Source organism: Ideonella sp., from assembly GCF_041287625.1.
Classification (GTDB): Bacteria; Pseudomonadota; Gammaproteobacteria; order Burkholderiales; family Burkholderiaceae_C; genus Ideonella.
In genome coordinates this window covers 18709-42943 of the sequence record NZ_JBGGNH010000061.1, presented here as the reverse complement: position 1 = coordinate 42943, position 24235 = coordinate 18709, and the positions used below count along the sequence as shown (strand labels likewise).

Below are 24235 nucleotides of genomic sequence, written 5' to 3'. Positions count from 1 at the left end.
CGCCGCCGATAATCACGGCATGAACCTGAACGTCGTGATCATGGCCGCGGGCAAGGGCACCCGCATGCGTTCCGCGCTGCCCAAGGTGCTGCACAAGCTGGCCGGCCTGCCTTTGCTGCAGCATGTGCTGCGCAGCAGTGCCGAGTTGCAGGCGCAGCGCACGGTGCTGGTCACCGGCCACGGCGCCGAGGCGGTCGAGGCCACGGTCGGCACCGATGTGCGCTGCGTGCGCCAGATGCCGCAGCTGGGCACCGGCCACGCGGTGCAGCAGGCGGTACCGGCACTGGACGACGCGGCCAGCACCACGCTGATCCTCAACGGCGATGTGCCGCTGATCCGCCCGGCCACCGCGAAGGCGCTGGCCGAGGCCTGCGGCGGCGAGCGCATGGCGCTGCTGACGGTGACGCTGGCCGACGCCACCGGCTACGGCCGCATCGTGCGCAGCGCGGACGGTCAGGCGATCCAGGCCATCGTCGAGCACAAGGACGCCAGCGAGACGCAGCGCCAGATCCGCGAGGTCTACACCGGCATGATGGCCGCGCCGACGGCGCTGCTGAAGCGCTGGGTGGCCGCGCTGAAAAACGACAACGCGCAGCAGGAGTTCTACCTGACCGACATCGTCGCGATGGCGGTGGCCGAGGGTGTGCCCGTGGTGAGCGCGCAGCCGGCCGACGAGACCGAGGTGCTGGGCGTCAACAGCCCCGCGCAACTGGCCGACCTGGAGCGCCGGCTGCAGCGCCGCCAGGCCGACGCATTGATGGAATCCGGCGTGCGCCTGGCCGACCCGGCGCGCTTTGACCAGCGTGGCACGCTGGTTTGCGGGCAGGACGTGGAGATCGACGTCAACTGCATCTTCGAAGGCACGGTGACGCTGGGCGACGGCGTGCAGGTCGGCGCGAACTGCGTGATCCGCAACGCCGCCATCGCCGCTGGCGCGCAGATCCGCCCATTCACCCACATCGACGGGGAGGCGGATGGCGTGACGGTCGGCGAAGGCTCGCTGATCGGCCCGTTTGCGCGGCTGCGGCCGGGCGCGGTGCTGGGCCGCGAGGTGCACATCGGCAACTTCGTCGAGGTCAAGAACTCGACGCTGGCCGATGGCGCCAAAGCCAACCACCTGGCCTACCTGGGCGACGCGACCGTGGGTGCGCGCGTGAACTACGGCGCCGGCAGCATCACCGCCAACTACGACGGCGCGAACAAGCACCGCACGGTGATTGGCGACGACGTGCACGTGGGCTCGAACTGCGTGCTGATCGCACCCGTCACGCTGGGCGCCGGCGGCACGATTGGCGGCGGCTCGACCATCAGCAAGGACACGCCCGCAGGCCAGCTCACCGTGTCCCGCGCCAAGCAGCTCAGCCTGCCGAACTGGACGCGGCCGGTGAAGGCCAAGAAGAGCTAGGCGCTGGCTAACTGGCGACGGTAAACCGACATCGCCAGGCACAGGTCTTCCCAGGTCTTGGCCTTCTCGGTCAGCTGGCGCAGCAAATAGGCCGGGTGGTAAGTGACGATGACCGGCACGCCGGCATGCTGGTGCACCCTGCCGCGCAGCTTGCCGACCGATTCGTCGGTGCCCAGCAACTGCTGGATCGCGAAACGCCCCATGGCCAGGATCAGCTTGGGCTGCACCAGCTCGATCTGGCGCGACAGGAAGGGCGAACACCGGGCCAGCTCTTCGGGCAGCGGATTGCGGTTGCGCGGCGGCCGGCACTTCAGCGTGTTGGCAATGAAGACCTGCTGGACAGCCTCACCGTCCTGGCGGGTCAGGCCCACGGCCTTCAGCATCTGGTCCAGCAACTGGCCGGCGGCGCCGACAAAGGGCTCGCCGAGCCGGTCTTCCTGCTCGCCCGGCGCTTCGCCGACGATCATCCAGTGGGCGTTCGCATGGCCGACGCCGAACACCGTCTGCGTGCGGCTTTCGCACAGGCTGCAGGCGGTGCAGCCTGCCACGGCCTCGCGCAGTGCCGGCCAGTCCATGCTGCCGACCGGACTGTCGCTGCGCGGCACATGCACGGCCACCGGCGCCGGTGCCGCGGGCCGGGCCACAGGTGCGAGTGCAGGCGCGGAGACGGGCGCGGCTTGCACCTGTGCTTGCACCTGCGCGGCCGGCGCTGGCCGCTCGATCGCCTGGGCGGGCGGCGCCACAGCAGCAGGTGGCGGCGGCGTGTCCAGCAACGGTTCTGCGGCAGGCGGTGGCACCCAGACCTTCAGGCCCATGCCGCGCAGCATCGCCTGCTGGCGTTCAGACCAGGCCATGTGAATCCTCTGCACCACCCAGCTGGGCTGGCAACAGGCCGGGCGCCTGCAGCAGGGCGCGCATCACCACCGCATCTTCGCGCAAGCCCTGGCCGGCCGGGTAATAGGCTTTGCGGCGGCCAACTTCAGTGAAACCGCTGAAGGCGTAGAGCCGACGCGCGCGATGGTTGCTCTCACGCACCTCCAGCCACAGCGTGCGTGCGCCTTCGGCCCAGGCTTGCGTGGCCAAGTGTGCCAGCAGCCGCCGCGCGTGGCCCCGCCCCTGGGCAGCGGGGGCCACCGTGATGTTGAGCAAATGCGCTTCCTCGACACCCGGCATCGCGACGTAATAGCCCAGGCAGCCCGGCTGGCGCTCGGCCCGGCGAACACCGGGCGCCGGTGGGTCGATCAGCAGCCAGGCGGCATAACCCGCGGCCAGCGAATCGGTGAAATTGCCGCGGCTCCACGGAAAGCTGTAGGCCTGCTGCTCCAGGTGGCAGACCAGGTCCAGGTCGGCCATCGTCATCGCGCGCAGCGCCATCCCATCCAGCGAAGGCCAGGACGGCAGGCCAGCGGGCTCGGGCATCTCGGGGCGCGCACTCATGCCTGGCTGGCCTTCAACGCTTGGCGCTCGGCCGTGGTCAGCGCCACCTTGTCGCGAACGTAGACTGGCAAGGCCTGTTCGGGCGGCACAGCGGCACCATCGGCCCAGGCGGCGCGGGCCAGCCGCAACAGCGCGGCGGCACGGTCGGCCTGCTGCGGCCAGCATTGCGCCTGGGCAGGCACAGGCAGGCGCTCGCCGAAGGCTTGCATCGCGTTGCCGGCAACGTGCCGCGGCGGCTGCGCTGCCCAGCGCAGTTGCAGCGTCTCCAGGTCATGGAGCGCAGGCGCGTGCAGCGTGGTCCAGCGCTGGCCGTCGTGCACATAGGCGGCGGCGTAGACCTCGTCCATGCGGGCGTCCATCGCGACCCAGAGCACTTCGCCCGCAACGGCGGCACCTTGGCCGCGGGCGTCTTCGGCGACGATCAGCAGGCTGTCGATGCACAGCGCCGGCTTGCCGATCCCAAAGGCCAGGCCTTGGGTGACCGACACCGCCGTGCGCAAACCGGTGAAGGCCCCGGGGCCCTGGCCACAGGCAATCGCGTCCAGCTCGGTCATCGCGAGGCCGGCCTCGGCCAGCAGCGACAGCACCAGCGGGATCAGCGTGGCCGAGGCCGCGGCGCCACCGGTTTCGTTGCGCGCGAGGACCCGATCGCCATGGCAGAGCGCCACGGCCATCTGCTCGGTGGCGGTGTCCAGCGCCAGCAGCTTCATGAGGCTCGCCGGCCGCGCGCTGACGGACCGGACCAGGGAGAAGACGAGGCAACGCGCATCGCGGAAGTGTAGCCGTGCGATCATTTCCGCATGCACCTTGCCCTCCCTCGCAGATGCCGCCGGCCGGTCTTCGCGGCACTGTTGATCGTGGCGCTGGCGCCATTGGCGAAAACGGCCCTGGGCGCGGAAGTCCAGTCGCTGCCCGCCGAAGTGCAGGCTGCGCTGCGCCGCGCCAAGCTGCCGGAAAGCGCGCTGTCCGCCGTCGTGCAGGAGGTGCGCAACGGGCCTGAGCAGAGCCCGCCGCTGCTGCGCTGGAACGAGGCCCAGCCGGTCAACCCGGCCTCGGTCTTCAAGCTGCTGACGACTTTTGCCGCGCTGGACCTGCTGGGCCCGGCCTGGACCTGGAGCACCCCTGTTTACTTCGGCGGCCCGGTGCGCGAAGGCGTGCTCGAAGGCTCGCTGTACCTGCGAGGCAGCGGCGACCCGACACTGGTGATGGAGCGCGTGTGGCTGATGCTGCGCCACCTGCAGCAACTGGGCGTGCGCGAGATCCGCGGCGACATCGTGCTGGACCGCAGCGCGTGGTCCCTGCCGGCCAGCTCGCCGGCCGACTTCGATGGCGAATCCAGCCGGCCCTACAACGTGCGGCCCGACCCGCTGCTGCTGAACCTGAAGGCCTTCACGCTGACGCTGCGGCCGGACCCGGCCCATGGCATCGCCAGCGTCAGCATGGAGCCGCTGCTGGCCGGCGTGGCGGCCGACACCAGCGTGCCGCTGGCCGCCGGCCCGTGCGAGGACTGGCGCACTGCACTGAAGCCCGACTGGAGCGACCCGGGCAAGGTGCGGCTGACCGGCCGCTACCCGGCCAGTTGCGGCGAACAGCCCTGGCCCGTCGCCTACAGCGACCCGGCCAGCTTCAACGCGCGGCTGCTGGCGCAGACCTGGTTCGAGCTGGGCGGCAGGCTGGGCGGCAAGGTGCTGGACGGCACTGTGCCCGCGGGGCTGAAGCCGGCCTGGGAGCAACGCTCGCCGCCGCTGGCCGAGGTGGTGCGGGACATCAACAAGTTCAGCAACAACGTGATGGCCGAGCAACTGTTCCTCAGCCTGCCCGGCGCGACGCGGGCCGACGCCAGCCTGAGTGGCTCGCGGCCGGAGGACGCCCGCGCGCTGCTGCAGCGCTGGCTGCAGGCGCGGCTGGGGGATGCGGTGCAGCGCGAGGTCGTGGTGGCCAATGGCTCGGGGCTGTCGCGCGACAGCCGGGTCAGCGCGCAGGCACTGGCGCTGCTGCTGGCGCAGGCCTGGCAAAGCCCGGTGATGCCGGAATTGATCTCGTCGCTGCCCGTCAGCGGCATGGACGGCACGCTGCGCCGCTCCAGCACCACGCTGGGCCGCGCCCACCTGAAGACCGGCTCGCTGCGCGATGTGAATGCGGTTGCCGGCTTTGTGCTGTCCAACAGCGGCCGGCGCTACGTGGTGGTGGCCATGCTGAACCACCCGCTGGCCGGCGCCGGCCGGCCGGTGCTGGATGCACTGGCGCAATGGGCAATCGACGATGCGAAGCGCTGAAAGACAAGCGCCGCCCTGAAGGCGGCGCTTGTGAGACCAGGCAGGGCCTGATCAGAACGGGTTGTTCACGGCGCGCGAAATGGCAGCGTTGCCAAGCTGTGCCTGCGCCAACGGAGCGATCAGGCGCAAGCCATCGGCCCACAGGTTCTTGGTGGCTGCGGTGTCCGAGGTCACGGTCGCGGTGGTACAGGTGCCCAGCGCGTCGCCGCCGTCCAGGTAGCCATCGGCGTCGGCGTCCACCCCGTTGATGGTCTCGACATGGTCCTCGTTGCAGGCCAGGTCCGAGGTGTTGTAGCCGCCATAGCGGTTCAGGTTGGCGACGATGTCGTTCAGCGAGAGCAGGCCGATCTTGGTGCCGTCATTGATCAGCGCCAGGCGCAAGCCGGTGTTGAAGGCGTCGCTCATGCTGGTCATGGTCTTCGCCTCGGCCGCGCCTTGCGACAGCGCCCAGGGGCTCAGGCCGACGTCGAAGATCTGGCTCACCAGCACCCGCGGCCCCAGGCCGGCCAGCTTGTTCACCAGCGCGCCAACCTGCGCGCCGCGGTTCTGGGCTTCGGCGACCTTCTCACCTTCGGCGCTGAAGTTCAGGTTGTCCTGGAAGATCTCGACAATGTCGTTGACGCCGACCAGCACGGTGATCAAGTCCTTGTTGCCCAAGGGATCATGCACGATGTTGGCCTGGAAAGCGTCAACCTGCGGCTCCAGCGTGCGCACCGTGGCACCGTAACGGGCCAGCATGTAGGCCTGCAGCTGGTCTTCGTTCAGCGCGCTGGGGTTGCACTCCTTGAAGGCAAGTCCAAACTGACCAGCCAATCGTTGCACCCAGATTTCCTGAACGGTGAGATTGCAGGCGATGGTGCCGTTGGTCGTGTCGCTGGGGTTCAACCCGTTCATCGCGAAGTTGTAGCCGTTGCCGTTGCCGTCACGGTCCACCAGCGCACTGATTTCGTCACCGAGCACGATCAGTCGCGTGGGGATGAACTGGTCCACGCGAGAAGTGCTGCCGCCGCAGGCGGCCAGCAGGCCGGCCGACAGCAGCGCGGCGCCCAGGCCACGCAGCAGTTGGCGGGCAGGAAACAAAAACGTCATCATGGCTCCAGTGTCATTCAACTCAGGTGTGGCGCAGCGCAGGCCGTTCAGGCGGCCGCGGCGCGTTGCAGCCGGTCTCGCACGCCCTCCCAGGCGGCGTCGGCAGGCGGGGTTTCGATCCAGATCAGCGGCACGCCCAGCGCATCGAGCGCGCGCAGTGCTGCAAACAATTCGTGGGCGGCGGCCGCTGCGTCCTGCGGCATGGCCCGGTAAGGCATGCGCCGGCTGGCCGGCCGCACCGTGCGGGAATATACCGCTGCCAGCGGCTTGGCCCCCGGCTCGCCGTCGCCCAGCACCTGCAGCGCGGCCTGCAACTGCGCAGCGTCCATCAGCCTGACCTTGGCACGCGGCGCGTAATGCGCCTCCAGCGTGCCGGGCGCGCGCGGCGCCGCCGCGTCGCGGTCCTGCAGCGGCTCGCCCAGCACGGCCTCCAATTCGGCGCGCGTCAGGCGGCCAGGACGCAGCAACACCGGCCTGCTGCGGCTGCAGTCGACGATGGTCGACTCGATGCCGACCTCGCAGTCGCCGCCGTCCAGCACCAGCAGGTCCTCGCCAAATTCGCCGGCCACATGGGCGGCACTCGTCGGGCTGACCCGGCCGAAGCCATTGGCACTGGGCGCGGCCACGCCCGGCACGCCAAGGGTGGCGGCTGCCTTCAATACCGCCAGCGCAACCGGATGCGCCGGGCAGCGCAGCCCGATGCTGTCCTGCCCGCCCGCAGCGGCTTCGGCCAGGCCGGCCCGCCTCGGCACGATGACCGTGACCGGCCCCGGCCAGAAAGCGCTGGCCAATCGCTGCGCGCTGGCCGGCCATCCGGCGGCGAAAACCTGCGCTGCGGCCACGTCGGGCACGTGAACGATCAGCGGATGGTCGCTGGGCCGGCCCTTGGCGGCGAAGATGCGCGCCACTGCGGCCGGTTTGTCGGCCCGCGCGCCCAGGCCGTAGACGGTCTCGGTCGGCAGCGCCACCAGCTCGCCGGCGGCCAGGCGCTGGGCAGCCAAGGTGATCGCGGCCGGGTCACCGCCCTGGAGAATGCTCATCTCGGCGGCGGGCTCAGAAAGCGGGCAGGCCCAGCAGCGCGGCAGCACGCAGCGCGGTGTCGCGGGCCGCCTGGGCGTCCGGGCCGGTCAGCGTCAGGTGGCCCATCTTGCGGCCGGGCCGGGCATCGGTCTTGCCGTACAGGTGCAGGTGGGCACCAGGCAGGGCCAGCACCTGCTCCCAGGCGGGCGTCACCGGCGCGGCCTCGCCGTCGCGCAGCCACAGGTCGCCCAGCAGGTTCAGCATCACGCAGCAGGAATGCAGGCGCGGCGGCGCCAGCGGCAGCCGGGTCATGGCGCGCACCTGCAGCTCGAACTGCGAGACATCGCAGGCGTTGAGCGTGTAGTGGCCGGAGTTGTGCGGGCGCGGCGCCATCTCGTTGGCGACCAGCCGCGGCTCGCCGCCATCGTCGTCCGCCAGCACGAAGAATTCGACGCACAGCACGCCGACGTAGCCGAGTTCGGCGGCAATCGCCGCCGCACACTGCACGGCTTGCTGCGCCAGCTGCGGCGAGATGTCCGGCGCCGGCACTTCGGTGACGGCCAGGATGCCGTCGCGGTGCAGGTTCTGCTGGACCGGGAAGTTCACCAGCTGGCCATCGGCGCCACGCGCGACGATCACGCTCAACTCGCGCAGCAACGGCAGCCGCTGCTCCAGCACGCAGGCCACGCGGCCCAGGCGCTGCCAGGCGGCCGCCAGCTCGGCCGCGTCGTTCACGCGCGCCTGGCCCTTGCCGTCGTAGCCCATGCGCGCAGTCTTCAGAATGCCGGGCAGCAGGCTGGCCGGCACTGCCGCCAGGTCGGCCTCGCTGCGGATCACCGCATGCGGTGCGCAGGGCACGCCGGCGCGACCGAAATGGGCCTTCTCGTCGGCCCGGTCCTGGCAGATCGCGACCGCGTCGCCCGCGGGCGCCACCGGCCTGCGCTCGGCCAGCACACGCAGCGACTGCGCCGGCACGTTCTCGAATTCAGTGGTCACCGCATCGGCCACGTCGGCCAGCAACGCCAGCCCGGCCGGGTCCAGGTAATCGGCCTGGATGTGGCCATGCGAGACCAGCCCGGCCGGGCTGTCAGGGTCCGGATCCAGCACTGCAGTGCGGTAGCCCAGGGACTGCGCGGCGTGCACGAACATCCGGCCCAGCTGGCCGCCGCCCATCACACCCAGCGTGGCCCCGGGCAGCAGGGGCCGGTCGACTTTCGGCTGGGTCATTGCAAGTCCTGCGTCATCGCCCGCGCGACTTCGGTCTGGCGCGTCCGGAAGGCGGCCAGTTGCTGGCGCAGCGCGGCGTCCTGGCTGGCCAGCATGGCCACCGCGAACAGCGCAGCATTGGCGGCCCCGGCAACGCCGATCGCGAAGGTCGCGACCGGAATGCCCTTGGGCATCTGGACGATGGAATGCAGCGAATCCACCCCTTGCAAGTGCCGGCTGGCAACCGGCACGCCTAGCACCGGCACCAGCGTCTTGGCAGCCAGCATGCCAGGCAGGTGGGCTGCCCCGCCGGCACCGGCGATGATGGCTTGCAGGCCACGCGACTGCGCAGCCTCGGCATAGGCGAACATCTCGTCCGGCATGCGGTGGGCCGAGACAACACGCGCCTCATGGGCGATGCCGAACTCGGCGAGAATCTGGGCCGCGGCCTTCATGGTCTCCCAGTCGCTGGACGACCCCATGACAATGCCAACCACGGGCGAGGCGCTGTTCATCAAGGCTTCTGACTCCGGATCACACAAAACGCGGATTTTAGGCTGCGCTTGTTTCCAGCCGGTGAGGCCTCATTTGCGACCCTGCCGCCGGTGGCTTGAAGCGGGCCGTCAAACCGCCTGAAAACAGTGCCCGGCCCACGCTACCCGCCAGCTTTTCCAAGAACACCATGATCGACATCACCATTGAGAATTTCCAGGCCGAGCTGATCGAAGCCTCGATGCAGCAGCCGGTCCTGCTCGACATCTGGGCGCCCTGGTGCGGCCCCTGCAAGTCGCTCAGCCCGGTGCTGGAAAAGCTGGAAACCGACTACGACGGCCGCTTCCTGCTGGCCAAGCTCAACAGCGACGAGCAACCCGAGATCGCCGGCCAGCTGAGCCAGGCCTTTGGCGTGCGTTCCATCCCCTTCTGCGTGATGTTCTCGCAAGGCCAGCCGGTGGACGGCTTTGTCGGCGCGCTGCCGGAAGCGCAGATCCGCGAGTTCCTTGCCAAGCATGTGCCGACCGAGGACGAACTGGAAGCCGAGGCCGAAGCCGAAGAGGCCGAGCAGTTGATGGCCGAAGGTGGCGACGTGGAAGACGTGCTGGCCAAGCTGCAGGAAGCGGTCGCCATCGACCCCGCAAACGACAACGCGCGGCTGGACTACCTGAAGCTGCTGCTGAGCCTGGCACGCGACGAACCGGCCCGCATCGAGCAGGCCCGCCACGCCTTCGAGCCCGCCGCAGCCAAGGTGCTGTCCGACGCCCGCTTCTCCGCCGTGGAGCATTGGCTCAAGGCCGCCGAGGCCCGGGCACAGGCCCGCCCGCTGGCCGAGCTGGACGCCGCCATCGCAGCAAACAAGCGTGACTTCGATGCACGCTTCGAGCGTGCCCAGCAACTGCTGGTGGCCGGCGAGCCGACCGCAGCGATGGACGAACTGCTGGAGATCCTGATGCGCGACAAGGCCTGGAGCCAGGACCTGGCGCGCAAGACCTACGTGGCCATCCTGGAGTTGATGACCAAGCCCGCGCCCAAGGCCGCAGCGGAGGCCGCCACCAAAGGCACGCTGGAAATCGCCGGCAAGGCCGCGGTGACCTCGTCCGATCCTGTGCTGGACCAGTACCGCCGCAAGCTCAGCATGGTGCTGTTCTGAACCCTTGTTGATGGCCAGAGCAGCCGGCGTCGGATGGTCCCCACGGCGAGGAGGCCGGGTGCCCCCATCGATTCAGATCACTTCGCTCAGGGTGGTCGCCAGGGTTTCGCGCATCGACTGCTGATGCACCTTGTGCAGCGCCAGCGACTCTTCGGCGCGGGCCTGGTGCACCGCCGCTTCGTCGGGCAGCTGGCAGGCGCCAAACACACAGGCCAGGCGGGCGTGGGTCGCCGCCCAGTCGTCGGCATCGAACTGCGAGGCCAGGCCACGCTCGGCCTGGCGCGCATCCCGCAGGCCCTCGGTCAGGCGCTGGCTGCGCACATGGCACCAAGCCCGGTCGGCCAGGAAACGCGGCTCGCGATAGGCCAGGCCTTCACTGCGGGCGCGGCCCAGGTAGGCATCGAACAAGGCCACGGCCTCGTCGAAACGGCCAAGCACGACCAGCAACTGCGCGCGCAGCTGGATTGGCACCATCGCCGTCAACGCCACGGCGCCGGCGCCCCAGTCGTAGTTCGCGGTGGATTCGGCTTCCAGCAAGGCCTTGGCGGCCACGTCCAGGTCGGTGCGGCCAAAGGCATCGTCCAGCCCGATGCGGGCCGAACGCATGGCCGAGATGTTGTGCAGCAGCGCGCTGATCATCGAGCCGTCGCCGTCGGCGCTGGCATGGGTGCGGGCCTTCAGGTACCAGACCTGCGAGGCTTCGTCGTCACCCGCGAAGCGGTAGGCATCGGCCAGCACCAAGCCGGCGCGGGCCCGGGCGCTGTGGTGGTCCGGCGCGGCCAACTGCAGCGTCTCCCGCAGCTGCCCGGCCATCTGCGTCATGCTGGACTCGTTCCAGCTGCAGCTGGCCAGCCAGGCCGAAGCCAGGGCCTGCATCGCGGTGTCGCCAGCCTCGATGGCCAGTTCGCGGCTGCGGCGGAACTTGTCCTTGGCCTTGGGCGCCAGCGCCTCGAAGTGATCGATCTGCCCGTCGACCAGCCAGACCCAGGCACTGAGTCGGGCCGAGCGCCGCCGCTGGCTCTGGGTGCGCAGGCCGGCGAGCGCAAAGCGGGCGTCGGCCAGCAGGCCGTGGCGGGCCAGCGCGCCGGCGCGCTCGGCCTTCAGACATTCGCGTTGGACAGGGTCGTCGGCGCTGACGATTGCCGCGTCCAGCCGTTCGATCAGACGGGAGGCCATGCGCAGCGCCCCGCCTCAGCCGGTGAGGCGCTCAAGCGCCTCCCGGTACTTGGCGGCCGTGTGCCGCACCACCTCGGCCGGCAGCGCCGGGGCCGGTGCGGTCTTGCCCCAGGGCTTGCCATCCACGGTCGCCTGCTCCAGCCAGTCGCGCACGAACTGCTTGTCGTAGCTCGGCGGGTTGATGCCTTCCTGGTAGCCCTCGACCGGCCAGTAGCGCGACGAGTCGGGCGTCAACACTTCGTCCATCAGCGTCAGTGTGCCGTCGGCGTCCAGGCCGAACTCGAACTTGGTGTCGGCGATGATGATGCCCTTCGTCAGCGCGAAGGCCGCGGCCTCTTCGTAGAGGCGGACCGCCACCGCGCGCATGCTGGCCGCAAGCTCAGCGCCGATCTGCTTTTCCATCTGTGCAAACGAGATGTTCTCGTCGTGCTCGCCCATCTCGGCCTTGGTGGCCGGCGTGAAGATGGGCTGCGGCAGCTTGGAGGCGTTTTTCAGGCCGGCCGGCAGCTTCTCGCCGCAGACCGACTGGCTTTCCTGGTATTCCTTCCAGCCGGAGCCAGCCAGGTAGCCGCGCACCACGGCCTCCACCGGGATGGGTTTCAGGCGCTTGACCAGCATCGCGCGGTCCTTGACCTGCGCCACCTCGTCGGCCGCGACGACCGACTCCGGCGCGTCGCCGGTCAGGTGGTTGGGCACCAGGTGGCCCAGCTTGTCGAACCAGAACAGCGCCATCTGCGTCAGCAGCGCGCCCTTGCCGGGAATCGGCTCGGCCATGATGACGTCGAAGGCCGACAGGCGGTCCGAGGCGATCATCAAAAGCCTGTCCTCGCCGACCGCGTAGTTGTCTCGCACCTTGCCACGGGCCAGCAGAGGAAGGGAATGCAGGGAGCTTTCGTGCAGCGCGTGGTCCATGGAAAATCTCGGGTGAACAGCAGCCGATTGTAAAACCGCCCGCGCGGCATGGGCTCTGCCGGCGGGCGGTTTTGCGAATGCAGCCTAACAGAGGCCGCCGCGCAAGCCTGTCAGTTGACGGTCTGCGCCAGTTCGCCCAAGGCATAGCGGCGGGCCACGTCCACCAGCGGCAAGGCCTTGATCTTGCCGGCCTGGCCTTCGCAGCCGAATTCCAGGTAGCGCTGCCTGCAGATCTTCATCGCGGCCTCGCGCGCCGGCTTCAGCCATTCGCGGGCGTCGAACTTGTCCGGGTTCTCGGCCAGGAACTTGCGCACGGCGCCGGTCATCGCCAGGCGGATGTCGGTGTCGATGTTGATCTTGCGCACGCCAAACTTGATGGCCTCCTGGATCTCCTCGACCGGCACGCCGAAGGTTTCCTTCATCTTGCCGCCGTACTGGTTGATCTGCGCCAGCAGGTCCTGCGGCACCGAGGACGAGCCGTGCATCACCAGGTGGGTGTTCGGAATGCGCTTGTGGATTTCCTTCACGCGGCTGATGGCCAGGATGTCGCCGGTGGGCTTGCGGCTGAACTTGTAGGCGCCGTGGCTGGTGCCGATGGCAATCGCCAGCGCGTCCAGCTGCGTGGCCTTGACGAACACCGCCGCCTCTTCAGGGTCGGTCAGCATCTGGCTGTGGTCCAGCTTGCCTTCGGCGCCGATGCCGTCTTCCTCGCCGGCGTCGCCCGTCTCCAGGTTGCCCAGGCAGCCCAGCTCCCCTTCGACCGTGACGCCGACCTTGTGCGCCATCTCGACCACGCGGCGCGTCACGTCGACGTTGTAGTCGAACGAGGCCGGCGTCTTGCCGTCCTCGCGCAACGAGCCGTCCATCATCACCGAGCCGAAGCCCAGGTCGATCGCGCCCTGGCAGATCGCCGGGCTCTGGCCGTGGTCTTGGTGCATCACCAGCGGGACCTGGGGCCAGGTTTCCACCGCCGCCTGGATCAGGTGCTTGATGAAATGCTCGCCGGCATATTTGCGGGCACCGGCACTGGCTTGCAGGATCACCGGCGCGTTGACTTCGGCCGCGGCCGACATCACCGCCTGCACCTGCTCCAGGTTGTTGACATTGAACGCCGGGATGCCGTAGCCGTTTTCGGCGGCATGGTCCAGCAGCTGGCGCATGGAAACGAGAGGCATGGTCTGCTCCGAGAGAGTGAAAATCTGGTGGGCGGGCCGGCGGCGGGGCTGCTGCCGGCGGCAGCCCTGCACCCTTCGTAACCACGCCGTAACTCGGCAAATTCTAACGACGGGCCGGCCGCCACGCGACTGCTGGACGTGGGGACGGCTCGATGGCGCCAGGGGCAATGCCGGCAAATCCCCGCAATTCCCATGCCTTTCCCCGCCTTTTCCGGCGCTGCCTGTCGGCCCGGCCGGACAAAACTTGAGCCCAACATCGTTCAAGCAGTTTCAAAGGGCGCCTGCGCGCCGGAGAAGTCCCATGGCCCGCACCGATCTCGCTTCCGCCACCACCTGGATCACCTCGCTGGTGCAGCAGCACCCCAGCGGCCTGGCGAAGGCCGTGGCCGCACGCGCCGGCTGCTCTCTGGCCAAGGCGCGCCGGCTGGTGCACCAGCTGACAGAGCTGGGCTGGCTGAAGCGCTCCGGCCCGCTCAACCGGCCGGAGTTCGAGGCCGGCCCCATGCGCCAGATCGTGCAGCGCTATCCACTGCAAGGCCTGGACGAGGACCGCCCATGGGCGCGTGACTTCGCACCGCATTTCTCGCTGCCGGTCCATGTGCGCGAAATGATGCAGCACGCCTTCACCGAGCTGCTGAACAACGCCATCGACCACAGCGAAGGCACGCAGGTCGCCATCTCGCTGCGCCAGACGAACAACCATGCCCAGTTGCTGGTCTCGGACGACGGCCGCGGCCTGTTCGACAAGATCCGCGAAGGCTTCGACATCGAAGACCCGGCCGCCGCGATGCTGGAGCTGAGCAAAGGCAAGCTGACCAGCAGCCCGCAGCGCCACACCGGCCGCGGCCTGTTTTTCACTTCGCGCCTCGCCGATGTGTTCGATTTGCACGCCAATTCGCACGCTTTCCAGCACCGCGAATGGCGCGAATCACACTGGGTGCAGGGCAAGGCCATGCGCCAGAGCGGCAGCGCGATCTACCTGGCGATTGCGCTGGACACCCCGCGCACGCTGGAACAGGTCATGCGCTCGGCCAGCCTGGACGGCGAGAGCTACGGCTTCGAGCGCACCACGCTGCCGCTGCGCCTGCTGACCGGCGAACACGTGTCCCTCGAATCCCGCTCGCAGGCCCGCCGCGTGGCCGCCCGCCTGGGCCAGTTCAAGCTGGCCGAACTGGACTTCAGCGGCGTCGAACGCATCGGCCAAGGCTTCGCCGACGAACTCTTCCGCGTCTTCGCCCGCGACCAGCAGCAAGTCGAACTGCAGATCCGCAACGCCAGCCACAACGTCGCCGCGATGATCGCCGCCGTCCAGGCGAACTGACCAAGAAAGCGGGCAACATCCCCGCTTCAAAGGCGCACCCCAGCAACCGTCACGGCCGCCAAGCGCAGCCGGCGCCGGGCCGCCCCAAGGCGGCTGCGCAACCCGCTTGGGGGGTGGTTTCGCGTACACGCGAGACCGGGTGCCCCAATCACCTGACCATGCAGACTTTCAACATGTTGGTGCCGCCTGGGTGACCCATCGGCTCGCCGCAGGTGATCGCGTAGGTGTCGCCGGGCTTGAGCGCGCCACGGGCGACCAGCAGCCGCTCGGCCTCGGCCAGCGCCAGGTCACGCTCGGTGTGGGTGGGCATCAGGATGGGCAGCACATTGCGGTAAAGCGCCATGCGCGTCTGCGAACCTGCCTTGGTGGTCAGGCCATAGATCGGCACCTTGATGCGGTAGCGGCTCATCCACAGCGCCGTTGAACCGGATTCGGTCAGCGCGATGATGGCTTTGCAGCCGAGGTGGTGCGCAGTGAACAGCGCGCCCATCGCGATCGACTGGTCAATGCGGCCAAAGCGCTTGTTGGTGAAGTCGGCGTCCAGCCGCACATCGTCGGCGCGCTCGGCTTCCAGCGCGATCTGCGCCATCTGCTCCACGGTTTCCACCGGGTAACGGCCGGCAGCGGTCTCGGCGCTGAGCATCACCGCGTCGGTGCCGTCCAGCACGGCATTCGCCACGTCGCTGACCTCGGCGCGCGTGGGCACCGGGTTGACGATCATCGACTCCATCATCTGCGTCGCGGTGATCGCGATCTTGTCCATCTCGCGGGCCATGCGGATCATGCGTTTCTGCAGCGCCGGCACCGCCGCGTTGCCCACCTCGACCGCCAGGTCGCCGCGCGCGACCATGATGCCGTCGCTGGCCTTCAGGATGGCTTCCAGGTGCGGGATGGCTTCGCTGCGCTCGATCTTGGCAATCATCGCCGGCTTGTGGCGCCACGGCTCGCCAGCCACATTGGCCAGCTGGCGCGCCATTTCCATGTCGGTGGCATTTTTCGGAAAGCTGACGGCGAGGTAGTCGCACTGGAAGCTCATCGCGGTCTTGATGTCTTCCATGTCCTTGCCGGTCAGGGCCGGCGCGGTCAGGCCGCCGCCCTGCTTGTTGATGCCCTTGTTGTTCGACAGCTCGCCGCCGATCTTCACCAGCGTGTAGACCTTGTCGCCCTGCACGCGGTCGACCGTCAGCACGATCAGGCCGTCGTTGAGCAGCAGCACGTCGCCGGGCTTCACGTCACGCGGCAGTTCCTTGTAATCCAGGCCCACGCCTTCGATGTCGCCGGGCTCGGTGCGCGAGGCGTCCAGCACAAACGGCATGCCGTTTTCCAGCATGACCTTGCCCTGGGCAAACTTGCCGACGCGGATCTTCGGACCTTGCAGGTCGGCCATCAGCGCGACCGTCTTGCCGACGCGGGCGGCGCATTCACGCACCAGGTTCGCCCGGTCGATGTGGTCTTGCGCCTTGCCGTGGCTGAAGTTCAGCCGCACCACGTCCACGCCAGCCTGCAACAAGCGCTCCAGGACCTCCGCGTCACTGGAAGCTGGGCCAAGGGTGGCGACGATTTTGGTGGCACGGGACATGAAGCGGTCTCCTGAGGGGGGCCTCATTATCCGCAGCCACGGGCGCTTGGCGTTACAAGCGAATTACCAACGCAAAACGGTGAAACCGCAGACCGCCGCCGTGCGGCCGGTCCGCGCCCGTTTCACTTCGCCGCGGCCCGCTGGGCAGCCACGTCGGCCACCGCCAGGGCGGTCATGTTGACCACGCGGCGCATCGTTGCCGAAGGCGTCAGCACATGCACCGGCGCGGCGGCGCCGAGCAGGATCGGGCCGACCGTCACGTTGTGGCCGCCGGTCACCTTCAGCACGTTGAACAGGATGTTCGCGGCGTCGATGTTGGGCATCACCAGCACGTTGGCGCTGCCGCTCAGCGTGCTCTCCGGCAGGATGGCGCTGCGGATGTCCTCGGACAAGGCGGCATCTCCGTGCATCTCGCCATCGCACTCGATCTCGGGCGCGCGCTGCACGAACAGGTCGCGCGCGGCACGCATGCGCCTGGCGCTGGGCCGGGTCGACGAGCCGTACATCGAGTGGCTGAGGAAGGCCAGCTTGGGCGGCAGGCCAAAGCGCTGCACCTCTTCGGCGGCCATCAGCGCGATGTCGCACAGTTCCTCGGCCGATGGCGCCTCGTTGACGAAGGTGTCGGTGATGAACAGCGTGTGCTGGTCCAGCATCAGCGCATTCATCGTCGCCATCGTCGTGATGCCGGGCCGCGGCCCGATCACCGCCTTGACATGCTCGAAGTGGCCATCGAAACGGCCGACCAGGCCGCACAGCATCGCGTCGGCATCGCCGCGGCGCAGCAGCATCGCGCCGATCAAGGTGTTGGAGCGGCGCAGTGCGGCCTTGGCAGCCTCGGGTGACACGCCGTCGCGGCCCATCAGCTTGTGATAGTCCTCCCAGCAGGCGCGGTAGCGCGGGTCATCTTCCGGGTCCACCACCTCGAAGTCCAAGCCGGGCTTCAGGCGCAGCCCGGCACGTTCGATGCGCATCGCGATCACCGCCGGACGCCCGATCAGGATGGGCTTGGCCAGGCCTTCGTCCAGCACCGCCTGCACCGCGCGCAGCACCCGCTCGTCCTCACCTTCGGCATAGACCACGCGTGCCGGCTGCAGCTTGGCTGCGGCGAACACCGGGCGCATGAACATGCCGGTCTGGTAGACGTAGCGGCTCAGCACGTCGCGGTAGGCGTCCATGTCGGTGATGGGCCGGGTGGCCACGCCGGAAGCCTCCGCCGCCTTGGCGACGGCCGGGGCGATGCGCAGGATCAGCCGCGCGTCGAACGGCGTCGGGATCAGGTATTCCGGGCCGAACTTCAGCTCCTTGCCGGCATAGGCCGCGGCCACTTCGTCGGAGGCCTCGGCCTTGGCCAGCGCGGCGATCTCGCGCACGCAGGCCAGCTTCATCTCCTCGGTGATGCGCGTGGCGCCACAGTCCAGCGCGCCGCGGAAGATGTACGGGAAGCAGAGGACGTTGTTGACCTGGTTCGGGTAGTCCGAACGGCCGGTGGCGATGATGCAGTCCGGCCGGGCGGCCTTGGCCAGCTCGGGGCGGATCTCCGGCTCCGGGTTGGCCAGCGCCAGGATGATGGGCTGGCTGCCCATCTTCTTGACCATCTCGGCCGTCAGCACGCCAGCCGTGGAACAGCCGAGGAACACGTCCGCGCCCTCGATGACGTCGCCCAGCGTGCGGGCCAGCGTGACGTGGCAATAACGCTGCTTGGATTCATCGAGCTTGCCGCTGCGCGCGTCCTCTCGCTCGCTCTGGATCACGCCCTTGGAGTCGCAGACGAAGACGTGCTCACGTTTCACGCCCAGGCCGACCATCACGTCCAGGCAGGCAATGGCCGCAGCACCAGCGCCGGAAACCGCCACCTTGACCTCACCGATCTGCTTGCCCACCAGTTCCAGCCCGTTCAGCAGCGCGGCACTGGAGATGATGGCCGTGCCGTGCTGGTCGTCATGGAAGACGGGGATGTTCATGCGCTCGCGCAGCTTCTTCTCGATGTAGAAGCACTCAGGCGCCTTGATGTCTTCCAGGTTCACGCCGCCGAGCGTGGGCTCCATCGCGGCAATGATCTCGACCAGCTTGTCGGGGTCGTTCTCGGCCAGTTCGATGTCGAACACGTCGATGCCGGCGAACTTCTTGAACAGGCAGCCCTTGCCTTCCATCACCGGCTTCGAAGCCAGCGGCCCGATGTTGCCCAGGCCCAGCACTGCCGTGCCATTGGTCACCACGCCGACCAGGTTGGCGCGCGAGGTGTACTCGGCCGCCAGCGAAGGGTCTTGCTCGATCGCCAGGCACGGATAGGCCACGCCGGGCGAATAGGCCAGCGACAGGTCACGCTGGTTCAACAAGGCCTTGGTCGGAGTGACCGCAATCTTGCCGCGCGTCGGGCTGCGGTGATATTCGAGCGCAGCTTCGCGCAGGGCCTGTTCGGCGGGAGACAAGGAAGGCTTGGTCATGGACACTGCAGATGAAGGACAGAAGCGTGGGTGCGCCTGGCCCAACGCCAAGTGCATCCACCCCAATCTATCCCTGCCAAACCCGCCGCCCTAAGGGAAACCCACAATCATGCAAAAAATGCATAACCTCATGTCCACCGTAGGCGGTACTCAGCCTTGCGCGCGCTTGCTCAGGATCTCGAAGGCCGGCAGGGTCTTGCCTTCCAGCACTTCGAGGAAGGCGCCGCCGCCGGTGGAGATGTAGCCCACGTCCTTCTCGATGCCGTACTTGGCGATGGCCGCCAGCGTGTCGCCGCCGCCGGCAATGCTGAAGGCATCGCTCTCGGCAATGGCTCGGGCAATGGTTTCGGTGCCATGCGCAAAAGCGTCGAACTCGAACACGCCGACCGGGCCGTTCCAGACGATGGTGCCGGCGGCCTTCAGTTGCGCAGCCAGCTTGGCCGCAGTCTCGGGGCCGATGTCCAGGATCAGGTCGTCGTCGGCCACATCGGTCGCGGCCTTGACGGTGGCCGGTGCGTCGGCGGCAAAGGTCTTGGCGCAGACCACGTCGGTGGGGATCGGGACCTCGGCGCCGCGCGCCTTCATGGCCTCGATCACCGCCTTCGCCTCGCCCAACAGGTCCGGTTCGACCAGGCTCTTGCCGATCTTCAGGCCGGCGGCCAGCAGGAAGGTGTTGGCAATGCCGCCGCCGACGATCAGGCCGTCGACGTTCTTGGCCAGCGACTGCAGGATGGTCAGCTTGGTCGAGACCTTGGAGCCGGCGACGATGGCCACCAGCGGGCGCTTCGGGTTGGCCAGCGCGAGGTTGATCGCGTCGATCTCGGCCGCCAGCAGCGGGCCCGCGCAGGCGATCTTGGCGAACTGGGCGATGCCGTAAGTCGAGGCCTCGGCGCGGTGTGCGGTGCCGAAGGCGTCGTGCACGAAGATGTCGCACAGCGCGGCCATCTTCTTGGCCAGCACTTCGTCGTTCTTCTTCTCGCCCTTGTTCACGCGGCAGTTTTCCAGCAGCACGACCTGGCCCGGCGCCACGTCCACGCCATCGACCCAGTCGGCCACCAGCTTGACCTCCCGGCCCAACAGCTCGCCCAGGCGCACGGCGACCGGCGCCAGCGAATCCTCGGGCTTGAACTCGCCTTCGGTCGGGCGGCCCAGGTGGCTGGTGACCATCACCGCAGCACCAGCCTTCAGCGCCAGCTCGATGCAAGGCACCGAAGCGCGCACGCGGGTGTCTTCGGTGATGTTGCCCGACTTGTCCTGCGGCACGTTGAGGTCGGCGCGGATGAACACGCGTTGGCCAGAGACTTTGCCCTGGGCCACGAGGTCTGCAAAGCGGATGACGTTCATGGTGGTGTGATGGTTGAAGTGGAGGAAGAAAACAGCGGCGCGGCGCTCACCAGCCCAGCGTGAGGCGCAGCGCCAGCAGCACCACGGTGCCGCAAACGATGGTGCCGAGGATGCCGCGGCGCCACCAGAACCACAGCGCGCCGGCCGCAGCGGCGAACAGCCGCGCGTCGCGCCAATCATGGATGAGATGGCCCTGTGTCATCACTGTTTCCGGCACGACGACGGCCACCAGCGCGGCCAGCGGCGCATGCCGCAGTGCCTCTCGCAGCCACTCAGGAATGGGCACCTCGCGCTCGGGCAGCAGGAAAAAGCCGCGCGTGAGCACGGTGATGGCCGCGAGCCCGACCAGGGCGACCACGGTTTCCCATGCGCTCATGTCTTGTCCTCCGGCGCGGCCATGCGCGCCGGCAGCGCCGGGGCCTTGAAGTGGTCCATCAGCACGCCGATGGCGACTGCAGCGGCGATGGCCGTCACGATGTTGAGCTTGAGCGGCAGCGAATAGGCCGCAACGGCTGCGCAGCCGGCCACCACGGCGGCAATCCAGGTCGCCCGGTCCGACAGCAGCGAACCCACCAGGCCCAGCAACGCCAGCGTGCCGGCAAAGCCCAGCCCCCAGGCGGTGGGAATGGTGTCGGCCAGGAAGATACCCAGCAGCGACAGGATTTGCCAGGCCAGCCAGTTGACGACCGCGCCGCCCCAGAAATACGGCAGTTGCTCTGGCGAGGGCCTGGGCTCCGGGAAGCGCCGCATGAAGCAGACGTAGTTCAGGTCGGCCGTGAAGTAGGCCTGCCACATGCGCTGGCGCCGCGGCAGATGGCCGAAATAAGGCCGCCAGCCGGCGCTGAAGATCACGAAACGCAGGTTCACGCAAATGGCCGTGGCCCAGACGACCCAGATCGGCGCGCCGGAGACGATCAGCGGCAGCGTTGCCAGCTGCGCGCTGCCGGCAAACACCAGCAACGACATCAGCACCGAAAGCGGCACGCCCAGGCCTGTCTTGACCATCGCCACGCCGGTCACCAGCCCCCAGGCCGCGATGCCCAGCGCGATGCCGACCATCTCCCTCGCGCCACGCCGGAATTCAGGATGCCGCCACAACGGCTCGGAAACACTCATGCCGGCATTGTCCTACGGGCCAAGCGGCGGGAGTTTCAGGCGGGCATCGGCGCGCTGCGCCGTTGGCGTGCTTCAGTGCGCGAGCTTTTTCGCTTCCTTTGCATCCTTGCCAGGCCGCAGGTCCTTGCCGTCTTTCCCGGCTTCGCTGGCGGCAGGCTTGCTGTCGTCTGCGGCTGCTTCCTCGCCTTCGGCCGGTTTTGGCTTCTTCTCTTCCGGCTTGATCACCGGCACCACCGGTTCGATCTTGTTTTCACGCATGTAGTCGTCCATCTCGCGCCAGCCGGCGTAGATGGCGGCCTTCTCGGCCTTCTTGTTCAGCGTGTAGCAGTCTTCGATGGCGCGGCCTGCGTGCCGACAAGCCGCGCCAATGGCCTTGCCCTCGGCGGATTTCTTCTCGGCGGTGACCGTGGCGGACTCGATGCCCAGCTGGTCGCAGCCGGCCAGCAGGCTGGCCAGGACAAGGATGGGCAAGAGGATGCGGCGCATCCCTGGTGTATCGGCCCACGGAGCCGCGGGCTTGAGCCCGCGATGGCCGGATCTCGCGCAGGAAAGATGGGCTTCTCAGCGCCCGGCGGCCATGGCGAGCAGGCGCTCGACGCGTTCCTCGGTGGACGGATGGGTAGAGAACAGCCCGCGCAGGCCACCGGCGGAGAGCGGGTTCATGATCATCATCTGAGCGGTTTCCGGGTGGCGTTCGGTGGTTTCCAGCGGCAGGCCCTGCGCTGCGCGGTGGATTTTCTGCAGCGCCGAGGCCAGGGCCTGCGGATCGCCGGAGATCTGCGCACCGCCGCGGTCGGCTTCAAACTCGCGCGAGCGGCTGATGGCCATCTGGATCAGGCTGGCGGCCAGCGGCGCCAGCAGCATCACCAAAATCGAAACGATGGGGTTGACCGGGCGGCCCTCGCTGTCGCGCCCGCCGAACAGCATCGCAAAATTGGCCAGCATGCCGATCGCACCAGCCATGGTCGCGCTGATGGTCGAGATCAGGATGTCGCGGTGTTTCACGTGCGCCAGCTCGTGGGCCATCACGCCGCGCAGTTCGCGCTCGCTGAGCACGCGCAGGATGCCGGTGGTCGCGGCGACCGCGGCGTGTTGCGGGTTGCGGCCGGTGGCAAAGGCGTTGGGCGCGTCTTCCTGGATCAGGTAGACACGCGGCATCGGCAGCTCTGCTCTGGCCGCGAGCTCGCGCACCAGGCGGTAGAACTGCGGCGCGGTGGTTTCGTCGACTTCCTGCGCGTTGTACATGCGCAGGACCATCTTGTCGGAGAACCAGTAGCTGAAGAAATTCATCCCCAGCGCGACGACCAGCGCCAGCACCATGCCTTGCTGGCCGCCCAGCAGCCGGCCAATGGTCATGAACAGCGCGGTGATGGCCGCCATCAGCACGGCGGTCTTCATCAGGTTGAACATGGCAACTTCCTTCCAGCATCGGATGACACACGCCAACACCAGGTGGCGCGACCGGCGCGGCCGATTGACCGCGTCGCTGGATCAGATGGCGGCGGGCAGCCGAAGTTCAACCGCCGCGGCGGTTCACAGCTTCCCAGGCAGCGACAGGGTCTGGCCGACTTGGCCGGGCCGAACCTGCAGCAACGCCGACACCGGCACGCGCTTGCCGCCAGGCCGTTGCACCTGCTGCAGCGCCAGCGCACCGTCGCCGCAGGCGACGACCAACTCGTCGCCCGATGCGGCCAGCACCTGACCAGGTGCTGCACCGGCAGAGGCCGGCCGCAACTCAGCCTGCCAGAGTTTCACGACTTCATCGTCCCAGGCGAAGCTGGCGCCCGGGAAGGGGTCGAAGGCGCGCATGCGGCGTTCGATCAACGCAGCGGGCGAGCGCCAGTCGATGCTGCCCTCGGCCTTGTCGATCTTGTGCGCGTAGGTGATGCCGTCCGCCGGCTGCTGCGTGGCCGGCAACGGCTGCCCGCGCTGCAGGGTTTGCAGCGCCTGCACGATCAGCTTGCCACCCTGGACGGCCAGGCGGTCGTGCAGCGTCGCGGTGCGATCGTCCGGCTGGATGGGTTGCTCGCCGATCAGCAGCATGTCGCCGGTGTCCAGGCCCGCATCCATCTGCATGATGGTGATGCCGGTGCGCGCGTCACCGGCCTCGATGGCGCGGTGAATGGGCGCGGCGCCACGCCAGCGGGGCAGCAGCGAGGCATGGATGTTCAAGCACCCCAGGCGCGGCAAGGCCAGCACCCAGGCTGGCAGGATCAGGCCGTAGGCGGCGACGATCATCACGTCGGGTGCTGCGGCCAGCAAGGCTTCGCGGGCCGCAGCGGCGTCTTCCGGGTACTTGCCGTCCAGCCGCAGGCTGCGCGGCTGGCTGACCGCCAAGCCGTGCTGCAGCGCCAGCGCCTTGACCGGTGAAGCCTGCAGCTTCATGCCGCGGCCGGCCGGGCGGTCCGGCTGGCTCAGCACCAGCGGCACTTCGAAGCCGGCGGCCAGCAAGGCCTGCAGGGCCACGGCGGCGAACTCGGGCGTGCCGGCAAACACCAGTTTCAAGGGCGGCGAGGCCGGGGAGTCCTGAGAAGACGGGGAAACATCCATGCGGATCAATTCCGGCGCGCTCAACGCAATTTGGCGTCGTCGCGCGTCTTTTTCAGCATCTTGGTCTTGATGCGGCCTTGCTTGAGCGGGCTGAGGTATTCGACAAACACCTTGCCGGCCAGGTGATCCATTTCATGCTGCACGCAGACGGACGTCAGGCCCTCTGCGTCGAATTCATAGGGCTGGCCATCCCGGCCCAGCGCACGCACGGTCACGCGGGCATGGCGCGGCACCTCGTCGTAAATCGCAGGCACCGACAGGCAGCCCTCCTCGGCCATGGTCATCTCGTCGCTGAGCTTCAGCAGTTCCGGGTTGATCAGCACCAGTGGCTGGTCGCGGCCCTCGGAGGTGTCCATCACGATCACGCGGCGGTGCACGTCGACCTGGGTCGCGGCCAGGCCGACGCCTTCGGCCTCGTACATCGTGTCCAGCATGTCGTCGACCAGTTGCCGGACTTCGGCGTCCACCGCCAGCACCGGTTCGGCCACCTTGTGCAGGCGGGGATCGGGATATCGAAGAATCGGGAGCAGGGCCATGGTA

At 68.4% G+C, this 24235-nt stretch carries 23 protein-coding genes; 4 read left to right on the top strand and 19 right to left on the bottom strand.

The features are described 5' to 3' along the window. The first annotated feature begins 19 nt into the window (after positions 1–19). Positions 20–1405 (top strand): bifunctional UDP-N-acetylglucosamine diphosphorylase/glucosamine-1-phosphate N-acetyltransferase GlmU, encoded by a 1386-nt coding sequence (gene glmU, locus ACAH41_RS22725; RefSeq protein WP_325653375.1) that lies wholly within the window; start codon positions 20–22, stop codon positions 1403–1405. Here the strand turns inward: glmU and ACAH41_RS22720 are convergent. The 3 genes from ACAH41_RS22720 to tsaB are packed head-to-tail and all read right to left on the bottom strand — an operon-like array spanning position 1402 to position 3552. Further along, positions 1402–2259: a uracil-DNA glycosylase gene (locus ACAH41_RS22720; protein WP_325653373.1), complete on the bottom strand. Its 858-nt coding sequence runs from the start codon at positions 2257–2259 to the stop codon at positions 1402–1404. The two genes, glmU and ACAH41_RS22720, sit on opposite strands and share 4 nt — an antisense overlap. After that, positions 2246–2842: a ribosomal protein S18-alanine N-acetyltransferase gene (gene rimI, locus ACAH41_RS22715; RefSeq protein ID WP_370538484.1), complete on the bottom strand. Its 597-nt coding sequence runs from the start codon at positions 2840–2842 to the stop codon at positions 2246–2248. The genes ACAH41_RS22720 and rimI overlap by 14 nt, the downstream gene beginning before the upstream one ends. Continuing rightward, on the bottom strand, positions 2839–3552 hold the full coding sequence (tsaB, locus tag ACAH41_RS22710) for a tRNA (adenosine(37)-N6)-threonylcarbamoyltransferase complex dimerization subunit type 1 TsaB (protein ID WP_325653371.1): 714 nt from the start codon (positions 3550–3552) through the stop codon (positions 2839–2841). The genes rimI and tsaB overlap by 4 nt, the downstream gene beginning before the upstream one ends. 90 nt (positions 3553–3642) lie before the next feature. Between tsaB and dacB the strand changes: the two genes are divergently transcribed. Next, positions 3643–5118: a D-alanyl-D-alanine carboxypeptidase/D-alanyl-D-alanine-endopeptidase gene (gene dacB, locus ACAH41_RS22705; RefSeq protein WP_325653369.1), complete on the top strand. Its 1476-nt coding sequence runs from the start codon at positions 3643–3645 to the stop codon at positions 5116–5118. 51 nt (positions 5119–5169) lie between these two features. Here dacB and ACAH41_RS22700 read toward each other — a convergent pair whose 3' ends face one another. Genes ACAH41_RS22700 through purE form a run of 4 tightly spaced genes read right to left on the bottom strand, consistent with a single transcriptional unit; the run spans position 5170 to position 8948 of the window. Beyond that, positions 5170–6207, bottom strand: a complete 1038-nt coding sequence (locus ACAH41_RS22700; RefSeq protein ID WP_325653367.1) for a hypothetical protein — start codon at positions 6205–6207, stop codon at positions 5170–5172. Positions 6208–6254: 47 nt separating this feature from the next. Beyond that, positions 6255–7247, bottom strand: a complete 993-nt coding sequence (locus ACAH41_RS22695) for an L-threonylcarbamoyladenylate synthase (protein ID WP_325653365.1) — start codon at positions 7245–7247, stop codon at positions 6255–6257. A 13-nt stretch (positions 7248–7260) separates the two neighbouring features. Continuing rightward, the gene (locus ACAH41_RS22690; protein ID WP_325653363.1) at positions 7261–8454 is read right to left on the bottom strand and encodes a 5-(carboxyamino)imidazole ribonucleotide synthase; all 1194 of its coding nucleotides are present in this window, start codon (positions 8452–8454) and stop codon (positions 7261–7263) included. Continuing rightward, positions 8451–8948, bottom strand: a complete 498-nt coding sequence (gene purE / locus ACAH41_RS22685; protein ID WP_325653361.1) for a 5-(carboxyamino)imidazole ribonucleotide mutase — start codon at positions 8946–8948, stop codon at positions 8451–8453. The genes ACAH41_RS22690 and purE overlap by 4 nt, the downstream gene beginning before the upstream one ends. A gap of 167 nt (positions 8949–9115) precedes the next feature. On the opposite strand from purE, the gene ACAH41_RS22680 reads away from it, so the two are divergent. Beyond that, positions 9116–10078 (top strand): tetratricopeptide repeat protein, encoded by a 963-nt coding sequence (locus ACAH41_RS22680; protein WP_325653359.1) that lies wholly within the window; start codon positions 9116–9118, stop codon positions 10076–10078. A 72-nt stretch (positions 10079–10150) separates the two neighbouring features. Here the strand turns inward: ACAH41_RS22680 and ACAH41_RS22675 are convergent, their stop codons facing one another. The 3 genes from ACAH41_RS22675 to fba all read right to left on the bottom strand — a co-directional run bounded on the left by ACAH41_RS22675 (position 10151) and on the right by fba (position 13341). Beyond that, on the bottom strand, positions 10151–11254 hold the full coding sequence (locus ACAH41_RS22675; protein ID WP_325653357.1) for a hypothetical protein: 1104 nt from the start codon (positions 11252–11254) through the stop codon (positions 10151–10153). A gap of 15 nt (positions 11255–11269) precedes the next feature. Beyond that, on the bottom strand, positions 11270–12166 hold the full coding sequence (locus ACAH41_RS22670) for a phosphoribosylaminoimidazolesuccinocarboxamide synthase (RefSeq protein WP_325653355.1): 897 nt from the start codon (positions 12164–12166) through the stop codon (positions 11270–11272). Between the two features lie 110 nt (positions 12167–12276). Beyond that, the gene (gene fba / locus ACAH41_RS22665) at positions 12277–13341 is read right to left on the bottom strand and encodes a class II fructose-bisphosphate aldolase (protein ID WP_370538483.1); all 1065 of its coding nucleotides are present in this window, start codon (positions 13339–13341) and stop codon (positions 12277–12279) included. A gap of 301 nt (positions 13342–13642) precedes the next feature. Here fba and ACAH41_RS22660 point away from each other — a divergent pair, with 301 nt between their 5' ends. After that, entirely contained in the window at positions 13643–14662 is a 1020-nt protein-coding gene (locus ACAH41_RS22660; protein WP_325653352.1) for an STAS-like domain-containing protein, read from the top strand. A 148-nt stretch (positions 14663–14810) separates the two neighbouring features. Here the strand turns inward: ACAH41_RS22660 and pyk are convergent, their stop codons facing one another. From pyk to def, 9 genes are all read right to left on the bottom strand, one after another. Continuing rightward, positions 14811–16241, bottom strand: a complete 1431-nt coding sequence (pyk, locus tag ACAH41_RS22655; protein WP_325653350.1) for a pyruvate kinase — start codon at positions 16239–16241, stop codon at positions 14811–14813. A gap of 122 nt (positions 16242–16363) precedes the next feature. Then, positions 16364–18685 carry an NADP-dependent malic enzyme gene (locus ACAH41_RS22650; RefSeq protein WP_325653349.1) on the bottom strand — a complete coding sequence of 774 codons (2322 nt, stop codon included), beginning with the start codon at positions 18683–18685 and terminating at the stop codon, positions 16364–16366. 150 nt (positions 18686–18835) lie between these two features. Beyond that, positions 18836–20029, bottom strand: coding sequence for a phosphoglycerate kinase (locus ACAH41_RS22645; protein ID WP_325653347.1), 1194 nt, complete (start codon positions 20027–20029; stop codon positions 18836–18838). Positions 20030–20075: 46 nt separating this feature from the next. Then, positions 20076–20405, bottom strand: coding sequence for an AzlD domain-containing protein (locus ACAH41_RS22640; RefSeq protein ID WP_325653346.1), 330 nt, complete (start codon positions 20403–20405; stop codon positions 20076–20078). Beyond that, entirely contained in the window at positions 20402–21145 is a 744-nt protein-coding gene (locus ACAH41_RS22635; RefSeq protein WP_325653345.1) for an AzlC family ABC transporter permease, read from the bottom strand. The genes ACAH41_RS22640 and ACAH41_RS22635 overlap by 4 nt, the downstream gene beginning before the upstream one ends. 72 nt (positions 21146–21217) lie before the next feature. Beyond that, positions 21218–21616, bottom strand: coding sequence for a hypothetical protein (locus ACAH41_RS22630; RefSeq protein WP_325653344.1), 399 nt, complete (start codon positions 21614–21616; stop codon positions 21218–21220). Between the two features lie 90 nt (positions 21617–21706). Next, a complete protein-coding gene (gene htpX / locus ACAH41_RS22625; RefSeq protein WP_325653343.1) occupies positions 21707–22555 on the bottom strand; it encodes a zinc metalloprotease HtpX in 849 nt (282 codons plus the stop codon). Positions 22556–22678: 123 nt separating this feature from the next. Then, positions 22679–23650: a methionyl-tRNA formyltransferase gene (fmt, locus tag ACAH41_RS22620; RefSeq protein WP_325653728.1), complete on the bottom strand. Its 972-nt coding sequence runs from the start codon at positions 23648–23650 to the stop codon at positions 22679–22681. A 65-nt stretch (positions 23651–23715) separates the two neighbouring features. Then, positions 23716–24231: a peptide deformylase gene (def, locus tag ACAH41_RS22615; RefSeq protein ID WP_325653342.1), complete on the bottom strand. Its 516-nt coding sequence runs from the start codon at positions 24229–24231 to the stop codon at positions 23716–23718. Between the last annotated feature and the right edge of the window lie 4 nt (positions 24232–24235).

Coding starts and splice junctions, on each gene's coding strand:
- ACAH41_RS22645 (WP_325653347.1), bottom strand. CDS start 20,029: ATGAACGTCATCCGCTTTGCAGACCTCGTGGCCCAGGGCAAAGTCTCT.
- tsaB (WP_325653371.1), bottom strand. CDS start 3,552: ATGAAGCTGCTGGCGCTGGACACCGCCACCGAGCAGATGGCCGTGGCG.
- ACAH41_RS22690 (WP_325653363.1), bottom strand. CDS start 8,454: ATGACCCAGCCGAAAGTCGACCGGCCCCTGCTGCCCGGGGCCACGCTG.
- ACAH41_RS22640 (WP_325653346.1), bottom strand. CDS start 20,405: ATGAGCGCATGGGAAACCGTGGTCGCCCTGGTCGGGCTCGCGGCCATC.
- ACAH41_RS22695 (WP_325653365.1), bottom strand. CDS start 7,247: ATGAGCATTCTCCAGGGCGGTGACCCGGCCGCGATCACCTTGGCTGCC.
- pyk (WP_325653350.1), bottom strand. CDS start 16,241: ATGTCCCGTGCCACCAAAATCGTCGCCACCCTTGGCCCAGCTTCCAGT.
- purE (WP_325653361.1), bottom strand. CDS start 8,948: ATGAACAGCGCCTCGCCCGTGGTTGGCATTGTCATGGGGTCGTCCAGC.
- glmU (WP_325653375.1), top strand. CDS start 20: ATGAACCTGAACGTCGTGATCATGGCCGCGGGCAAGGGCACCCGCATG.
- fba (WP_370538483.1), bottom strand. CDS start 13,341: ATGCCTCTCGTTTCCATGCGCCAGCTGCTGGACCATGCCGCCGAAAAC.
- ACAH41_RS22700 (WP_325653367.1), bottom strand. CDS start 6,207: ATGACGTTTTTGTTTCCTGCCCGCCAACTGCTGCGTGGCCTGGGCGCC.
- htpX (WP_325653343.1), bottom strand. CDS start 22,555: ATGTTCAACCTGATGAAGACCGCCGTGCTGATGGCGGCCATCACCGCG.
- ACAH41_RS22650 (WP_325653349.1), bottom strand. CDS start 18,685: ATGACCAAGCCTTCCTTGTCTCCCGCCGAACAGGCCCTGCGCGAAGCT.
- ACAH41_RS22660 (WP_325653352.1), top strand. CDS start 13,643: ATGGCCCGCACCGATCTCGCTTCCGCCACCACCTGGATCACCTCGCTG.
- rimI (WP_370538484.1), bottom strand. CDS start 2,842: ATGAGTGCGCGCCCCGAGATGCCCGAGCCCGCTGGCCTGCCGTCCTGG.
- ACAH41_RS22675 (WP_325653357.1), bottom strand. CDS start 11,254: ATGGCCTCCCGTCTGATCGAACGGCTGGACGCGGCAATCGTCAGCGCC.
- def (WP_325653342.1), bottom strand. CDS start 24,231: ATGGCCCTGCTCCCGATTCTTCGATATCCCGATCCCCGCCTGCACAAG.
- ACAH41_RS22670 (WP_325653355.1), bottom strand. CDS start 12,166: ATGGACCACGCGCTGCACGAAAGCTCCCTGCATTCCCTTCCTCTGCTG.
- ACAH41_RS22680 (WP_325653359.1), top strand. CDS start 9,116: ATGATCGACATCACCATTGAGAATTTCCAGGCCGAGCTGATCGAAGCC.
- dacB (WP_325653369.1), top strand. CDS start 3,643: ATGCACCTTGCCCTCCCTCGCAGATGCCGCCGGCCGGTCTTCGCGGCA.
- ACAH41_RS22720 (WP_325653373.1), bottom strand. CDS start 2,259: ATGGCCTGGTCTGAACGCCAGCAGGCGATGCTGCGCGGCATGGGCCTG.
- ACAH41_RS22635 (WP_325653345.1), bottom strand. CDS start 21,145: ATGAGTGTTTCCGAGCCGTTGTGGCGGCATCCTGAATTCCGGCGTGGC.